This is a genomic window from Roseateles sp. Mitsp63, from assembly GCF_059491535.1.
On sequence record NZ_CP168509.1, the window covers coordinates 3,078,365 to 3,093,149 of the forward strand.

The window sequence follows — 14,785 nt, forward strand, 5'->3', positions numbered from 1 at the left end:
AGCATTGAAGGACCTCCCATGTGCGGCATCGTCGGTGTGATTTCCAAGGCGCCGGTCAACCAGTTGATCTATGACGCGCTGCTGCTGCTGCAGCATCGCGGCCAGGATGCGGCCGGCATCGTCACCATGCAGGGCCAGAAGTGCTTCATGCACAAGGCGCGCGGGATGGTGCGCGACGTGTTCCGCACCCGCAACATGCGCGCGCTGCCCGGCAACGTGGGCCTGGGCCAGGTCCGCTATCCGACCGCCGGCAACGCCTACAGCGAGGAAGAGGCGCAGCCCTTCTACGTCAACGCGCCCTACGGTATCGTGCTGGTCCACAACGGCAACCTGACCAACGCCCATGCGCTGAAGGCCGAGCTGTTCGAGGTCGACCGCCGCCACATCAACACCGAGAGCGACACCGAGGTGCTGATCAACGTGCTGGCACACGAGCTGGAGATGGCCGGCCGCGACCTGCCGCTGACGCCGGCGCAGATCTTCAAGGCGGTGAGCGCGGTGCACAAGCGCATCAAGGGCTCGTACGGCGTGATCGCGCTGATCGCCGGCCATGGGCTGCTCGCGTTCCGCGATCCGTATGGCATCCGGCCGCTGTGCTTCGGCCAGTCGGGCGATGGCGAGGTGATGGTGGCCAGCGAGAGCGTCGCGCTCGAGGGCACCGGCCACACGCTGACGCGCGACCTCGCGCCCGGCGAGGCCCTGTTCATCGACACGGACGGTGCCCTCCACACGCAGCAGTGCGCCGAGAATCCGACGCTGAACCCCTGCATGTTCGAGTTCGTCTACCTGGCGCGGCCGGACTCGGTGATGGACGGCATCTCGGTCTACCAGGCCCGCCTGAACATGGGCGAGACGCTGGCCCAGCGCCTGATCTCGACCATCCCGCCCAGCGAGATCGACGTCGTCATCCCCATCCCCGAATCGAGCCGCCCGTCGGCGATGCAGCTCGCGCACCGCATCGGCAAGCCCTACCGCGAGGGCTTCGTCAAGAACCGCTATGTCGGCCGGACCTTCATCATGCCGGGCCAGTCCACGCGCAAGAAGTCGGTGCGCCAGAAGCTCAATGCGATCGGGCTGGAGTTCAAGGGCCGCAACGTGCTGCTGGTCGACGACTCGATCGTGCGCGGCACGACCTCCAAGGAGATCGTGCAGATGGCCCGCGAGGCTGGCGCCAACAAGGTCTACCTGGCCTCGGCCGCGCCGCCGGTGCGCTTCCCCAACGTCTACGGCATCGACATGCCGACCAAGGAGGAACTGATCGCCCACGGCCGCTCGGTCGAGGAGATCCGCCAGTTCATCGGTGCCGACGCGCTGATCTACCAGGACGTCGACGCGATGAAGCGCGTGGTCGCCCAGCTGCGTCCCGGGTTGAACGGCTTCGAGGCCTCGTGCTTCGACGGCACCTACATCACCGGCGATGTGTCGGCCGAGGACTTCGCGACGCTGCAGGCGCAGCGCAAGTCGCAGCCCGAGGAAGAGGACCTGCCGGCGCGCAGCCGTCTGGCGCTGCAGAGCGGCGGAGACCAGTGATGGCCAGCGACAAGAAGGGCGGCATCCCGCGCGTGGCGCTGCCCGCCGACGCGCGGCTGGACACGCTCGCGGTCCGCGAGGGCCTGCCGGCGACGCCGTGGGGCGAGAACTCCGAGGCGCTGTTCCTGACCAGCAGCTTCGTGCATCCGGACGCGGCGACCGCCGCGCGCCGCTTCGCCAACGAGGAGGAGGCCTTCGTCTACAGCCGCTTCTCGAATCCGACGGTCATGATGATGGAGCGCCGCCTGGCCGCGCTCGAAGGCACCGAGGCCTGCATCGCCACGTCCTCGGGCATGTCCGCGATCATGCTGCTGGTGATGGGGCTGCTGAAGGCCGGCGACCACGTGGTGTGCTCGCGCTCGGTGTTCGGCTCGACGATCAAGCTGCTGCAGGGCGAGTTCGGCAAGTTCGGCGTCCAGACCACCTTCGTGTCGCAGACCGACCTGGCCGAGTGGAAGAACGCGCTGCAGCCCAACACCCGGCTGCTGTTCGCCGAGACCCCGACCAATCCGCTGACCGAGGTCTGCGATGTCGCCGCGCTGGCGGAGATCGCCCATGGCCATGGCGCGCTGCTGGCCGTCGACAACTGCTTCGCGTCGCCCGCGCTGCAGCAGCCGGCGAAGATGGGCGCGGACTTCATCATCCATTCCGGCACCAAGTACCTGGACGGCCAGGGCCGCGTGATCGCGGGCGCGATCTGCGCGTCGTCGAAGTTCGTCGACGAGGTGTTCACGCCGGTGATGCGCTCGGTGGGCATGTCGCTGTCGCCGTTCAACGCCTGGGTCGTGCTCAAGGGCATGGAGACGCTGTCGGTGCGCATGAAGGCGCAGACCGCCAGCGCCGCCGTGCTGGCCCAGTGGCTGGAGGCGCATCCCGCCATCGAGCGCGTCTACTACCCGGGCCTGAAGTCGCACCCGCAGCATGAACTCGCGATGCGCCAGCAAGGCGGGCAGGGCGGGGCGGTGGTGTCCTTCATCGTCAAGGGCAGCGCCGAGGACAAGGGCCGCGCGGCCGCCTTCCACGTGATCGACCAGACGACGATCTGCTCCATCACCGCCAACCTGGGCGACACCAAGACCACCATCACGCACCCGGCCAGCACCTCGCATGGCCGGCTCACCGAGCCGCAGCGCCAGGCGGCCGGCATCACGCAAGGCCTGATCCGCGTCGCGGTCGGCCTGGAAGACATCGAAGACATCAAGGCCGACCTGGCCCGCGGTTTGAACTCCCTATGACCACCATCCGTACCCGCATCGCTCCCTCGCCGACGGGCTTCCTGCACCTGGGCACGGCGCGCACCGCGCTGTTCTCCTGGGCCTATGCGCGTCACTTCGGCGGCCAGTTCGTGCTGCGCATCGAGGACACCGACGTCGCCCGCTCGACGCAGGACTCGGTCGAGCAGATCCTGGCCTCGATGAAGTGGCTGGGCCTGGACTACGACGAGGGCCCGATCTACCAGATGCAGCGCCTGGAGCGCTATCACGCGGTCGTCGAGCAGATGATCGCGGCCGGTACCGCCTACCGCTGCTATTGCTCGCCGGAAGAACTGGATGCGATGAAGGCCGGCCAGGAGGCGCGCGGCGAGAAGCGCCGCTATGACGGCACCTGGCGTCCGGAGCCGGGCAAGACGCTGCCGCCGGTCCCTGAAGGCGTGACGCCGGTGGTGCGCTTCAAGAATCCGGTCGACGGCGACGTGACCTGGGAGGACGTGGTCAAGGGGCCGATCACCATCAACAACCGCGAGATCGACGATCTGATCATCCTGCGGCCCGATGGCGTGCCGACCTACAACTTCGCCGTGGTGATCGATGACTGGGACATGGCCATCACCCACGTCTTCCGCGGCGACGAGCACATCAACAACACGCCCTGGCAGATCAACATCTTCAACGCGCTGGGGGCCAGGCTCCCCGCGTTCGGCCACATTCCGGTGATCCTGGGCGACGACGGCCAGAAGCTGTCCAAGCGCCGCGGCGCCGTCAGCGTGACCGCCTACGAGGACAACGGCTATCTGCCCGAGGCGATGCTGAACTACCTCGCGCGGCTGGGCTGGAGCCACGGTGACGACGAGCTGTTCTCGATCGAGCAGATGGTGTCGTGGTTCGACGGCGGGCACATCTCGAAGAGCCCGGCGCAATGGGATCCGGCCAAGCTCGAGTGGGTCAACGCCCATTACATCAAGCAGGCCGGCGACGCGCGCCTGGCCACGCTGGTGGCGGCCCAGCTGGCCAAGCGCGGCTTGGCCGCGCCGGCGCGGCTGGAGGCGATGTGCGGCCTGTTCAAGGACCGCTGCAGCACGACGGTGGCGCTGGCCGACTGGCTGGCGATGTATGTGTCGCCGGTGACCGTGGGCGACGCCGACCGCGCCCAGCATCTGACCGAGGCGGTGAAGCCGGCGGTGCTGATGCTGGCCGACAAGCTCGAGGCGCTGGCCACCTGGGACAAGGCGGCGATCAGCGCCGCCATCAAGGAAACGATCACCGCGCAGGGCTTGAAGATGCCGCAACTGGCGATTCCGGTGCGCGTGCTGGCGTGCGGCCGCGCGCAGACGCCGTCGGTCGATGCGGTGCTGGAACTCTTTGACAAAGAAATTTTGTTGAACCGCTTGCGTTCCGTTTAAAACTCGGTCTATACTCTCGTTCTCGCTTGAACAGCGCGTAGTTCGAAACGAACTTCAAAGCGGCAGACAGCGAATCAAAACGGGGAGCGCGAGCTCCCCGATGAGATTCCAGGAAGCCGAAGAGACGCCGGATCGAATCCCCAAAGGGGGTATAGCTCAGCTGGGAGAGCGCTTGCATGGCATGCAAGAGGTCAGCGGTTCGATCCCGCTTACCTCCACCAAACTTCGGTTTGTGTGGCGCGCGGTTCAAGGAAAGAAGGTTTAGTCCCCTTCGTCTAGAGGCCTAGGACACCACCCTTTCACGGTGATTACAGGGGTTCGAATCCCCTAGGGGACGCCAAGTTTCGAGCTTGGTTACTGATCAGAGATTGATCGAGAAAATCGAAAAATTCTTCGGAAATCGATTTGATCGTTGTCAATATCAGGTATAGTAACGAAATCGACGCGGCGCTGACATCAAGCAATTGATGGCGGCAAAGCGAGAAGAGTTTGATGCGACGGATCAAAAGATCTTGAGTATCTGGAGTGGTAGTTCAGTTGGTTAGAATACCGGCCTGTCACGCCGGGGGTCGCGGGTTCGAGCCCCGTCCACTCCGCCAACAATGAGTTGAGACTCGGGCTGCGTACCGATTCGATGCGAAAGCATTCGGGGGTATAGCTCAGCTGGGAGAGCGCTTGCATGGCATGCAAGAGGTCAGCGGTTCGATCCCGCTTACCTCCACCAGAATCCTTCACGGAGACTGGGCGCGGACCGAGTCGCAGCAAGAAGGTTGAGTCCCCTTCGTCTAGAGGCCTAGGACACCACCCTTTCACGGTGATTACAGGGGTTCGAATCCCCTAGGGGACGCCAAGTTTGACAAGGCTTGGCTGCATCGCGGTTCCGAACGGAATCGGTGGCTTGCAGCGAAACTTGTTCGCTAACGATATCGACGTGCTTAACAACGTCGTATTTGGAGTGGTAGTTCAGTTGGTTAGAATACCGGCCTGTCACGCCGGGGGTCGCGGGTTCGAGCCCCGTCCACTCCGCCAACATTGAAACCCTGTCGATGCAAGTCGACAGGGTTTTTTCTTTTGTCCGTTCGGATTTGAATGGACCGCGCCGCGGCTGGTATTCAGAGATCTGGATACTCGCGCTTGCGTTGCGCCGTATAACTCCACCAATCTCGCGCCGGTGCGCCGTTCATGAAATCGACGGCTGCCATATAGGTATCCAGCACGCAGGGATCGTGGCGCTGACCGGTCAGCTTGCAGATTCGCTGATACAGCGCGAAGGCGTCGGCACCGATGAGATCCGCCGGCTGGCGAATCCCCATCGATTCAAAATCCCGAACCATCGCGGGGCCGATGTTGGGAATCTGCCGCAATGTCTGACATTCAGCGGCCGAAGCCGCTTTGGTGTGCGTCTTTCGCGCGGACATGCCGGGCTCCGGCAGGGTCAGTGAAACCCGCCGGAACGGATCAAGCCGACCGCCAGACCTTCGATGGCGAACTGCTCATCCGGTGTGACGTCGATCGGCTCGAAATCCGTGTTCTCTGGCAGCAGCCGGATGCCGCCCGCATGACGCTGGAAGCGCTTCACGGTGACCTCGTCGCCAATGCGCGCGACGACCACCTGCCCATTGCGCGCTTCGCTGATCTTCTGCACGGCGAGCAGGTCGCCGTCCATGATGCCGATGTCTTTCATGCTCATGCCTTTCACGCGCAGCAGGAAGTCGGGCGCCTTCGAGAACATCGAAGGGTCGACGCTATAGTGCTGCTCCACGTGTTCCTCGGCGAGGATCGGCGCCCCGGCCGCGACTCGGCCCACCAGCGGCAGCGTCAGTTGCGCCAGGCTCGCGAGCGGCAGTGCGAACTGGCTGTGCTCGCGGGCGCGGTTGACCTGGCGAAGCGCCGTCGACGGCAGGCGGATGCCGCGCGCCGTGCCGCCCACCAGCTCGATGACGCCCTTGCGGGCGAGCGCCTGCAGGTGTTCCTCGGCGGCATTGGCGGACTTGAACCCCAGCTGCTGCGCGATTTCGGCGCGGGTGGGCGGGGAGCCGGTGCTCTCGATGCTGTCGCGGACCAGATCGAAGATCTGTTGCTGGCGGGCGGTGAGTTTGGGTGGTGTTGCCACGGGCACAGGCCTTTATTCCATTGAGGACTGGACGTTGCTTCCCGGCGCGGCTCGAGGTTCGAGGTTCGAGGTTCGAGGTTCGAGAGCCGCCTGAGAATTCATCCAGCATCTGGATTTTTATACAGGAGACGACAAATTGCAAAGTGCGGCGCAGACGCTCGTGATCATCGGCACCGGCGGGACCATCGCGGGGGCCTCCGGCAGCGCGACGGACAACGTCGGCTACAAGGCCGGTTCGCTGTCGGTGGCGTCGCTGGTGAAGGCGGTGCCGGCACTGGCGTCGAGGCCGCTGGAGGCTGAGCAGCTGGCCCAGCTCGACAGCAAGGACATGGACCATGCGACCTGGGCGCGGCTGGCCAAGCGGGTGCGGGAGCACCTGGACCGGCCGGAGGTGCGCGGCGTCGTGATCACGCATGGCACCGACACGCTGGAGGAGACCGCCTACCTGTTGCAGCGCGTCCTGGCGCCGGAGAAGCCGGTCGTGCTGACCGCCGCCATGCGCCCGGCGACGGCCATCCAGGCGGATGGTCCGCAGAACCTGCTGGACGCGGTGGCCGTCGCGGAGAGCGATGGGGTGCGCGGCGTCGTCGCGGTCGTGGCGGGGCAGGTGTGGTCTGGATTGGAGCTGCGCAAGACGCACAGCTACCGGCTCGACGCCTTCGAGGCAGGTCCCGATGCCGGACCGCTGGCCGTGGTCGAGGAGGGCGCCGTGCGGCGTTTTCGTGACTGGCCGGCGGGCGAGGCGCTCGGCGCGTCCCTGCTGCCGGATGACGCGGCGCAGTGGCCTTGGGTGGAGGTGCTCGCCAGCCACGCGGGCGCGGAGGCGCGTTCCCTCGAGGCCTGGCGCGCCGCCGGCCTGCAGGGGCTGGTGCTGGCCTGCACGGGCAACGGCACGGTGAACCAGGCGCTCGAGGCGCCGGTGCGCGCGCTCAAGGAAGCCGGCGTGCCGGTGTGGCGGACCACGCGATGCGCGCAAGGCCGCATCGTGGGCGCGCAGGGCGAGCCCGCGGCGGGGCTGTCGCCCTGGGCGGCGCGCGTCGAGCTGATGCTCGCGCTGCTGCGGCAGCGCTGAAGATCAGGGCGCCCAACGACAAAGCGCCGGCGGATGCCGGCGCTTTTTTCATGGCGGGCCCGGGATGACCCGGGTGATCGCGGTGCTTAGACGATCGTCAGCGTGACGTCGACGTTGCCGCGGGTCGCGTTCGAGTACGGGCAGACCTCGTGGGCCTCGGCGACCAGCTTCTCCAGCTGCGCGCGGTCCATGCCCGGCACCGAGATCTTCATCGACACGGCGATGCCGAAGGCGCCCGGCTTGTTGGCGTGCGGGCCGATGCCGACTTCGCTGGTGATCGAGACTTCGGCCGGCAGCGCGACCTTGTTGCGCGCCGAGACGGCCTTCATCGCGCCGATGAAGCAGGCGGAGTAGCCGGCCGCGAACAGCTGTTCCGGGTTGGTGCCGCTGCCGCCGGCGCCGCCGAGTTCCTTGGGGGTCGACAGCTCGACCTTCAGCGCGCCGTCGGACGATTGGGCCGTGCCTTGACGGCCGCCGGTGGCGGTGGCGGTGGCGGTGTAGAGGGCTTTTTCGATGGCCATGTAGGGCTCCTTGGTGGGTGAGAGGGTTGGGAAAGAACGCTTGGGGTCAGGTGTTGCCATCCTCGCCGCCGTCCGCCGCGAGGGCGGCGGGATCGGCGGCGAGATCGGCGGCGAGATGGGTCAGTACATTCGTCCGCAGTTCCTGCAGACGGCGCGTCAGCGATTCAAGTTCGGCCGGACCGCAGGCACTGGCGCAGGCCAGTTGCTCGGGAATGCCGACCGCCTGATCGCGCAGCGCGCGGCCGGAGGCTGTGAGATGGATCTCGACGCGGCGCTCGTCGCTGCGGGCACGCTGGCGCTCGATCAGGGCACTGGCTTCGAGCCGCTTCAGCAGCGGTGTCAGCGTGCCGGAATCCAGGCTCAGCCGTTGCCCCAGTTCCGAGACGCCAATGCCATCGGTTTCCCACAGCACCAGCATGACCAGGTACTGCGGATAAGTCAGGCCAAGCGGCGCCAGCAGGGGCTTGTAGAGCTTGGTCATCGCCAGCGAGGTCGAATACAGCGCGAAGCACAGCTGCACATCCAGCTTCAGCCAGTCGGTGCCCGCGGGCATCGATGGCTGGCCGCCAGCGGCGCCGACGGGAGCGGCGGCGTCCTGCGGTCTGGGGCGGTTCGTCTTCGGCATGGGATGAACTGTAGCGAGCTATTTAATTGCACACAATTTAAATGGTCTTTGCCCGTAGTTGAGACGGACTATCGGCGCCCCGGGCTGCTGCCACCAGCACGGAAAGAGGGGACGCGCCAAGACGGTCCCTGTTCGAATGCCCCGGTGAGAACTCCCTCTCCCGCCTTGCGGGGGAGGGGATTGAAAGGCCGGGGCCCGCTCAGCCGGCGGACTGCATCGCGTCGACCTGCTCGCTCAGCTCGAGCCAGCGCATCTCGGCCTCGTCGATCTCGTCGCCGATGGCCTTCAGGCGCTTGCCGGCGTCCGCGATCTGCGCGGGCGTCTGGCCGGGGCTGGAGAGCTGCGCTTCGAGCGCCGCGCGTTCCTGCGTCCAGGCCTTCATCTTCGCGTCGATCTGCTCCATCTCCTTGCGCAGCGGCCGGGTCTGCTCGTTCAGCTTCTGGCGGGCCTGGCCGCTGAGCTTGCGGTCCTCGCGCTTGACCGGCTCGGCGGGCGCGGGAGCCGGGGCCGCGGCCACGGGCGCCGGAGCCGGCGCGCTGGCGCCCCGCGCGTCGCGCAGCGCCTGCTTGGCCTGCTCCTTCGCGATCTTGGCGGCCTCCTTGGACTGCTCCAGCAGCCAGCGCTGATAGTCGTCGAGGTCGCCATCGAAGGGCGCGAGCCTGCCGTCGGCCACCAGCCAGAACTCGTCGCAGACCTCGCGCAGCAGCGCGCGGTCGTGGCTGACCAGCATGACGGTGCCCTCGAACTCGTTGAGCGCCATCGACAGCGCCTCGCGGGTCTGCAGGTCCAGGTGGTTGGTCGGCTCGTCCAGCAGCAGCAGGTTGGGGCGCTGCCACACCAGCATCGCCAGCACCAGCCGGGCCTTCTCGCCGCCCGACAGGCTGCCGACCTCCTGGTTGACCATGTCGCCGACGAAGCGGAACTGGCCCAGGAAGTCGCGCAGCTCCTGTTCGCGCGCGTTCGGGCTGACCTCCTTGGCCAGCCGGATCATGTGCATCAGCGGGCCCTCGTCGGGCCGCAGCACGTCCATCTCCTGCTGCGCGAAATAGCCGATCGACAGGCCCTTGCCCTCGGTGATCGTGCCGCCCATCGCGCGCTGCATGCGCGCCACCGTCTTCACGAAGGTGGACTTGCCCTGGCCGTTCGCGCCCAGGATGCCGAAGCGCTGGCCGGCCAGCACCGAGCGGTCGATGCCGCGCACGATGACCTTCTCGCCCTCGTCCGTGTCGTAGCCGACCGAGACCGTGTCGAACATCAGCATCGGGTTGGGCAGGTTCAGCGGCTCGCGGAATTCGAAGCTGAAGTCCGATGCGGTGAGCACCGGCGCCAGCCGCTCCATGCGCTCCAGCGCCTTGACGCGGCTCTGCGCCTGCTTGGCCTTGGAGGCCTTGGCCTTGAAGCGGTCGATGAACTTCTGCAGGTGCGCCATGCGCTCCTGCTGCTTGTCGAAGGCCTGCTGCTGCTGGAGCATGCGCTCGGCGCGCATGGCCTCGAAGGCCGTGTAGTTGCCGCCGTAGCGATGCAGCTTGGTCTCGTCCAGGTGCAGCGTGACCTTGGTGATCGCGTCCAGGAATTCGCGATCGTGGCTGATGATGATCAGCGTGCCTTCATAGCGCTGCAGCCAGGCTTCCAGCCAGACCAGGGCGTCCAGGTCCAGGTGGTTGGTCGGCTCGTCCAGCAGCATCAGGTCGGAGGGGCACATCAGCGCCCGCGCCAGCTGCAGGCGCATGCGCCAGCCGCCGGAGAAGCTGTTCACCGGCGCATCGACCTGCGTGCCTTTGAAGCCCAGGCCCATCAGCAGCGCCTGCGCGCGGGCGGGGGCATCGAGGCTGCCGGCGTCCATCAGCTGCGCGTAGGCATCGGCGATCGCGTGACCGTCGTCGGCCGCTTCCGCGTCGGCCAGCGCCTGCCGGGCGGCCATCAGGCGGACGTCGCCTTCCAGCACGAACTCGGTGGCCGGCATCTCGGTCTCGGGCATGTGCTGCGCGACCTCGGCCAGCGCCCAGTGGCGGGGAATCTCGACATCGCCCTTGTCGCTGTGCAGCCGGTCGGTCAGCAGCGCGAACAGGCTGGACTTGCCCGCGCCGTTGCGGCCGACCAGGCCGACCTTCTCGCCAGGCTGGAGCACGACGCTCGCGTCGTCGAGGACGATCTTGGTGCCGCGCCGCAGCACCACGTTGCGCAAGGTGATCATGCGGACGCTCCCGACGCGGCCGAGCCGAAGCCGGCGGCCGCCAGCGCCTCGCGCGTCAGCAGCAGCACCTGGTCCTCGCCGGCCGAGGTCTCGAGCCAGGCCGCCTCCAGCCGCGGGAAGGCGGCTTCGAAGAACTCGCGCTCGTTGCCGATCTCCAGCACCAGCACCGCGTGCGCGCTCATCCGCGCGGGCGCATCGGCCAGCAGGCGGCGGATGAAGTCCATGCCATCGGCGCCGCCGGCCAGCGCGAGCTCGGGCTCGGCGCGGTACTCGTCGGGCAGCGCGGCCATCGATGCGCTGTTGACGTAGGGCGGGTTGCACAGGATCAGGTCATACGGACCCTGCGCCGGCGCGAGGCCGTCGCCCTGCAGCAGCCGGATCCGGTCCTTGAAGCCGTGGCGCTCGACGTTGATCGCCGCGACCGCGAGCGCGTCGGCGCTCAGGTCGATCGCGTCGACCGACACCTCGGGCCAGGCCATCGCCGCCAGCACGGCGAGACTGCCGTTGCCGGTGCACAGGTCCAGCACGCGGGTCGTCTGGTCGGACAGCCAGGCGTCGATGGTCGCGTCGGCGAGCACTTCGGCGATGAAGCTGCGCGGCACGATCGCGCGCTCGTCGACGTAGAAGGGCACGCCCTGCAGCCACGCCTCGCGGGTGAGGTAGGCGGCGGGCTTGCGCGTGGCGATGCGCTCGGCCACCAGCGCCTCGGTCTTCGCGCGGCCGGCGTCGTCGATGACATCGGCCCCGTGTTCATCCAGCGCGTCCAGCGGCAGGTCCAGCGCCCACAGCGCCAGCCAGGCGGCCTCGTCGAAGGCGTTCGCGGTGCCATGCCCAAACGAAACGCCCGCCTCTGAGAGGCGGGCGGCCTGGGCCTCGATCAATTCCAACAGCGTCACAGCAGCAAATTCTCCAGCGTGCGTCGGTAGATGCGCGTCAGCGGCGCGATCTGGTCCAGCGGCACGTATTCATCGATCTTGTGGATGCTCGCATTGAGCGGTCCGAATTCCACCACCTGGGGGCACAGCTTGGCGATGAATCGCCCATCCGAGGTGCCGCCGGTCGTGGAGAGTTCGGTGGTCACGCCGGTTTCGTCGGCGATGGCCGCGCCGATCGCGGCCGACAGCGCGCCCACCGGCGTCAGGAAGGGCTCGCCCGAGAGCGTCCAGTCCAGCGTGTATTCAAGGCCATGCCGGTCCAGCAGCGCGTGCACGCGCTGGCGCAGCGTGTCGGGCGTGGACTCGGTCGAGAAGCGGAAGTTGAAGTCCACCGTCAGCTCGCCGGGGATCACGTTGCCGGCGCCGGTGCCGGCCGCGAGGTTGGACACCTGGAAGGTCGTCGGGGGGAAGTGGTCGTTGCCGGCGTCCCATTCGGTCACCGCGAGCTCCGCCAGCGCCGGCGCGGCTTGGTGGACCGGGTTGCGCGCCAGCTGCGGGTAGGCGACGTGGCCCTGGATGCCGATGACGCGCAGGCGGCCCGACAGCGAGCCGCGGCGGCCGTTCTTGACCGTGTCGCCCAGGCGCTCGACCGAGGTCGGCTCGCCGACGATGCAGTAGTCCAGCCGCTCGCCGCGCGCGCGCAGGCGCTCGACGCAGACGACCGTGCCATCCCGCGCCGGACCTTCCTCGTCACTGGTGAGCAGGAAGGCGACGCTGCCGCGGTGGTCCGGATGCGCGGCGGCGAAGTCCTCCGCCGCCACGACCATCGCCGCCAGCGAGGTCTTCATGTCCGCCGCGCCGCGTCCGTACAGCCGGCCGCCGCGCACCGTGGGCACGAAGGGATCGCTGCTCCACCGGGCAAGATCGCCGGTGGGGACGACGTCCGTGTGGCCGGCGAAGACCAGCACCGGTCCCTCGGCCTCGCGGCCGCGCCGCACCGCCCACAGGTTGGCCACGCGGAAGCCGCCGGGGCCGCTGTCCATGCGTTCCAGCGTGAAGCCGGCGGCGGCCAGGCGCTGTCCGATGAGCTCGAGGCAGCCGGCGTCGTCCGGCGTTACCGACGGGCGGGCGATCAACTGCTCGAGCAGCGCGAGCGTGCGCTCGTCCATCGCGGCCGTCAGCCCGGCTGCACGTCGAGCGTGATCGACGTGAAGTTGGCGGTGTCGTCCGCGGGCTCTTCCTTCTTCGACGCGCCGGGGCCGCCGGGCTTCACGCCGGGGCCGTCGTTCTGCAGGCGCCAGAGCAGGTTGGTCGGCGAGTCGGCGAAGGCCAGGCCTTCCTCGCGCGTGATCGCCCCTTCGGTGATCAGCTTGGCGAAGTGCTCCTCGAAGCTCTGCGAGCCTTCGGCGATCGACTTCTCCATCGCCTCCTTGACGCCGGCGAAGTCGCCTTGCTCGATCAGCTCGGCGATCAGCTTGGTGTTCAGCAGGATCTCGGTGACCGGCACGCGGCCGCCCGCGGCGGCGCGCACCAGGCGCTGCGAGATCACCGCCTTCAGGCCCGCGCCCAGGTCGTTGAGCATCGCCGGACGGGACTCCGGCGTGTAGAAGGACATGATCCGGTTGAGCGCGTGGTAGCTGTTGTTGCCGTGCAGCGTGGCCACCACGAGGTGGCCCGACAGCGCGTACGAGATCGCGGCCGTCATCGTCTCGCGGTCGCGGATCTCGCCGATCAGGATGCAGTCCGGCGCCTGGCGCAGCGCGTTCTTCAGCGCGATCTGCAGCGACGCGGTGTCGCGGCCGACCTCGCGCTGGTTGACCAGCGAGCGCTTGTTGGTGAACAGGTATTCCAGCGGATCCTCGATCGTGAGGATGTGGCCGGTCATCGTCTGGTTGCGGTGCTCCAGCATCGACGCGAGCGTGGTGCTCTTGCCGGTGCCGGTCGCGCCGACCATCAGGATCAGGCCGCGCTTCTCGGTGATCAGCTTGCCCAGGATGGGCGGCAGGCCCAGGCTGTCCAGCGTCGGGATCACGTGCGGGATGTGGCGGAACACCGCCGCGATCGAGCCGCGCTGGCGGAAGCCCGACAGCCGGAAGCTGCCGACCTTCGGGATCGAGACCGCCAGGTTCAGCTCGCCGTTGTTGTCGAGCTCGGCCAGGTGCTGCGGGTCGATGACCTCGGAGATCAGCGCCCGCGGCTGGGCCGGCGTCAGCAGCTGGTCGGACAGCTGCAGCATCTGCCCGTTGATCCGGATCAGCACCGGCATGTTGGCCGACAGGTAGGTGTCGGACGCGCCTTTCTCTGCCATCAGGCGCAGGATGCGCTCCATGTTTCCCGTGCTCATGCGGTCTCCTCCGGACGGATGCTCTTCTTCAGGCTGGGGATCAGGCGCGCAGCAGCTCGTTGATGCTGGTCTTGGCGCGCGTGCCGGCGTCGACCTTCTTCACGATGATCGCGGCGTACAGGCTGTACTTGTCGTTCTTGGGCAGGCTGCCGCTGATGACGACCGAGCCGGCCGGCACGCGGCCATAGGAGACGGTGTCGGTCTCGCGGTCGTAGATCGGGGTGCTCTGGCCGATGTACACGCCCATCGAGATGACCGAGTTCTCCTCGACGATCACGCCCTCGACGATCTCGGAGCGGGCGCCGATGAAGCAGTTGTCCTCGATGATGGTCGGGTTGGCCTGCAGCGGCTCCAGCACGCCGCCGATGCCGACGCCGCCGGACAGGTGGACGTTCTTGCCGATCTGGGCGCAGGAGCCGACGGTGGCCCAGGTGTCGACCATGGTGCCTTCGTCGACGTAGGCGCCGATGTTCACGTAGGACGGCATCAGCACCACGTTCCTGGCCATGAAGCTGCCGCGGCGGGCCACGGCCGGCGGCACCACGCGCACGCCGGTGGCGCGCAGCGCCTCGTCGCTCATGCCGCCGAACTTGGTCGGGACCTTGTCGAAGAAGGTCATGTCGCCGGCGCCCATCTGGCGGTTGTCGTTCAGGCGGAACGACAGCAGCACGGCCTTCTTGACCCACTGGTGCACGGTCCATTCGCCGACGGCCTTGCGCTCGGCCACGCGCAGCGAGCCGGCGTCCAGGCGGCCCAGCACCTCGTCCACCGCGGCGCGCACCTCGGGGCTGTTGGCGGGGTTCAGGTTGGCGCGGCCTTCCCAGGCGAGGTCGATGATCGATTGCAGGTCTTGCGTCATGGTGCGGGGATGTTCGAGAGGATTCGGAGGAG

13 protein-coding genes and 6 tRNA genes are annotated in these 14,785 nt (G+C 67.6%); 10 read left to right on the forward strand and 9 right to left on the reverse strand.

Going from position 1 to position 14,785, the window contains the following annotated elements; all coding sequences use genetic code 11:
- Window positions 1-18: 18 nt before the first annotated feature.
- The 9 genes from purF (at window position 19) to ACEN96_RS13690 (ending at window position 5,179) form a co-directional block, all read left to right on the forward strand.
- On the forward strand, window positions 19-1,530 hold the full coding sequence (gene purF / locus ACEN96_RS13650) for an amidophosphoribosyltransferase (RefSeq protein WP_495583642.1): 1,512 nt from the start codon (window positions 19-21) through the stop codon (window positions 1,528-1,530).
- Window positions 1,530-2,765, forward strand: coding sequence for an O-succinylhomoserine sulfhydrylase (locus ACEN96_RS13655; protein ID WP_495583643.1), 1,236 nt, complete (start codon window positions 1,530-1,532; stop codon window positions 2,763-2,765). The genes purF and ACEN96_RS13655 overlap by 1 nt, the downstream gene beginning before the upstream one ends.
- Window positions 2,762-4,150 carry a glutamate--tRNA ligase gene (gltX, locus tag ACEN96_RS13660; protein ID WP_495583644.1) on the forward strand — a complete coding sequence of 463 codons (1,389 nt, stop codon included), beginning with the start codon at window positions 2,762-2,764 and terminating at the stop codon, window positions 4,148-4,150. Before ACEN96_RS13655 ends, gltX begins: the two co-directional genes overlap by 4 nt.
- 145 nt (window positions 4,151-4,295) lie before the next feature.
- Window positions 4,296-4,371: transfer RNA gene (locus ACEN96_RS13665), tRNA-Ala, on the forward strand.
- A gap of 43 nt (window positions 4,372-4,414) precedes the next feature.
- A tRNA-Glu gene (locus ACEN96_RS13670) sits at window positions 4,415-4,490 on the forward strand.
- 182 nt (window positions 4,491-4,672) lie between these two features.
- Window positions 4,673-4,749 (forward strand) — tRNA-Asp (locus tag ACEN96_RS13675).
- Between the two features lie 49 nt (window positions 4,750-4,798).
- A tRNA-Ala gene (locus ACEN96_RS13680) sits at window positions 4,799-4,874 on the forward strand.
- Window positions 4,875-4,924: 50 nt separating this feature from the next.
- A tRNA-Glu gene (locus tag ACEN96_RS13685) sits at window positions 4,925-5,000 on the forward strand.
- Window positions 5,001-5,102: 102 nt separating this feature from the next.
- Window positions 5,103-5,179 (forward strand) — tRNA-Asp (locus ACEN96_RS13690).
- An 83-nt stretch (window positions 5,180-5,262) separates the two neighbouring features.
- On the opposite strand, the gene ACEN96_RS13695 is transcribed toward ACEN96_RS13690, so the two are convergent.
- Window positions 5,263-5,568, reverse strand: coding sequence for a helix-hairpin-helix domain-containing protein (locus tag ACEN96_RS13695; protein WP_495583645.1), 306 nt, complete (start codon window positions 5,566-5,568; stop codon window positions 5,263-5,265).
- A gap of 17 nt (window positions 5,569-5,585) precedes the next feature.
- Entirely contained in the window at window positions 5,586-6,263 is a 678-nt protein-coding gene (lexA, locus tag ACEN96_RS13700) for a transcriptional repressor LexA (RefSeq protein WP_495583646.1), read from the reverse strand.
- A gap of 136 nt (window positions 6,264-6,399) precedes the next feature.
- Here lexA and ACEN96_RS13705 point away from each other — a divergent pair, with 136 nt between their 5' ends.
- On the forward strand, window positions 6,400-7,335 hold the full coding sequence (locus tag ACEN96_RS13705) for an asparaginase (RefSeq protein ID WP_495583647.1): 936 nt from the start codon (window positions 6,400-6,402) through the stop codon (window positions 7,333-7,335).
- 86 nt (window positions 7,336-7,421) lie between these two features.
- On the opposite strand, the gene ACEN96_RS13710 is transcribed toward ACEN96_RS13705, so the two are convergent.
- The 7 genes from ACEN96_RS13710 to dapD form a co-directional block, all read right to left on the reverse strand.
- Window positions 7,422-7,856 (reverse strand): organic hydroperoxide resistance protein, encoded by a 435-nt coding sequence (locus ACEN96_RS13710; protein ID WP_495583648.1) that lies wholly within the window; start codon window positions 7,854-7,856, stop codon window positions 7,422-7,424.
- A gap of 46 nt (window positions 7,857-7,902) precedes the next feature.
- Window positions 7,903-8,409, reverse strand: coding sequence for a MarR family winged helix-turn-helix transcriptional regulator (locus tag ACEN96_RS13715; RefSeq protein WP_495588610.1), 507 nt, complete (start codon window positions 8,407-8,409; stop codon window positions 7,903-7,905).
- 271 nt (window positions 8,410-8,680) lie between these two features.
- Complete coding sequence (locus ACEN96_RS13720; protein WP_495583649.1) at window positions 8,681-10,675, reverse strand: ATP-binding cassette domain-containing protein; 1,995 nt, start codon at window positions 10,673-10,675, stop codon at window positions 8,681-8,683.
- Window positions 10,672-11,571, reverse strand: coding sequence for a 50S ribosomal protein L3 N(5)-glutamine methyltransferase (prmB, locus tag ACEN96_RS13725; RefSeq protein ID WP_495583650.1), 900 nt, complete (start codon window positions 11,569-11,571; stop codon window positions 10,672-10,674). Before prmB ends, ACEN96_RS13720 begins: the two co-directional genes overlap by 4 nt.
- Window positions 11,568-12,719, reverse strand: a complete 1,152-nt coding sequence (gene dapE, locus ACEN96_RS13730; protein ID WP_495583651.1) for a succinyl-diaminopimelate desuccinylase — start codon at window positions 12,717-12,719, stop codon at window positions 11,568-11,570. Before dapE ends, prmB begins: the two co-directional genes overlap by 4 nt.
- 8 nt (window positions 12,720-12,727) lie before the next feature.
- On the reverse strand, window positions 12,728-13,894 hold the full coding sequence (locus tag ACEN96_RS13735; RefSeq protein ID WP_495583652.1) for a PilT/PilU family type 4a pilus ATPase: 1,167 nt from the start codon (window positions 13,892-13,894) through the stop codon (window positions 12,728-12,730).
- 40 nt (window positions 13,895-13,934) lie between these two features.
- Window positions 13,935-14,753: a 2,3,4,5-tetrahydropyridine-2,6-dicarboxylate N-succinyltransferase gene (dapD, locus tag ACEN96_RS13740; RefSeq protein ID WP_495583653.1), complete on the reverse strand. Its 819-nt coding sequence runs from the start codon at window positions 14,751-14,753 to the stop codon at window positions 13,935-13,937.
- Window positions 14,754-14,785 lie beyond the last annotated feature (32 nt).

What these genes read in the sequence shown, in the direction of transcription:
- ACEN96_RS13735 (WP_495583652.1), bottom strand. Translation starts at nt 13,894, where the DNA reads ATGAGCACGGGAAACATGGAGCGCATCCTGCGCCTGATGGCAGAGAAA.
- ACEN96_RS13715 (WP_495588610.1), bottom strand. Translation starts at nt 8,409, where the DNA reads ATGCCCGCGGGCACCGACTGGCTGAAGCTGGATGTGCAGCTGTGCTTC.
- dapE (WP_495583651.1), bottom strand. Translation starts at nt 12,719, where the DNA reads ATGGACGAGCGCACGCTCGCGCTGCTCGAGCAGTTGATCGCCCGCCCG.
- gltX (WP_495583644.1), top strand. Translation starts at nt 2,762, where the DNA reads ATGACCACCATCCGTACCCGCATCGCTCCCTCGCCGACGGGCTTCCTG.
- purF (WP_495583642.1), top strand. Translation starts at nt 19, where the DNA reads ATGTGCGGCATCGTCGGTGTGATTTCCAAGGCGCCGGTCAACCAGTTG.
- ACEN96_RS13655 (WP_495583643.1), top strand. Translation starts at nt 1,530, where the DNA reads ATGGCCAGCGACAAGAAGGGCGGCATCCCGCGCGTGGCGCTGCCCGCC.
- ACEN96_RS13695 (WP_495583645.1), bottom strand. Translation starts at nt 5,568, where the DNA reads ATGTCCGCGCGAAAGACGCACACCAAAGCGGCTTCGGCCGCTGAATGT.
- ACEN96_RS13720 (WP_495583649.1), bottom strand. Translation starts at nt 10,675, where the DNA reads ATGATCACCTTGCGCAACGTGGTGCTGCGGCGCGGCACCAAGATCGTC.
- ACEN96_RS13710 (WP_495583648.1), bottom strand. Translation starts at nt 7,856, where the DNA reads ATGGCCATCGAAAAAGCCCTCTACACCGCCACCGCCACCGCCACCGGC.
- dapD (WP_495583653.1), bottom strand. Translation starts at nt 14,753, where the DNA reads ATGACGCAAGACCTGCAATCGATCATCGACCTCGCCTGGGAAGGCCGC.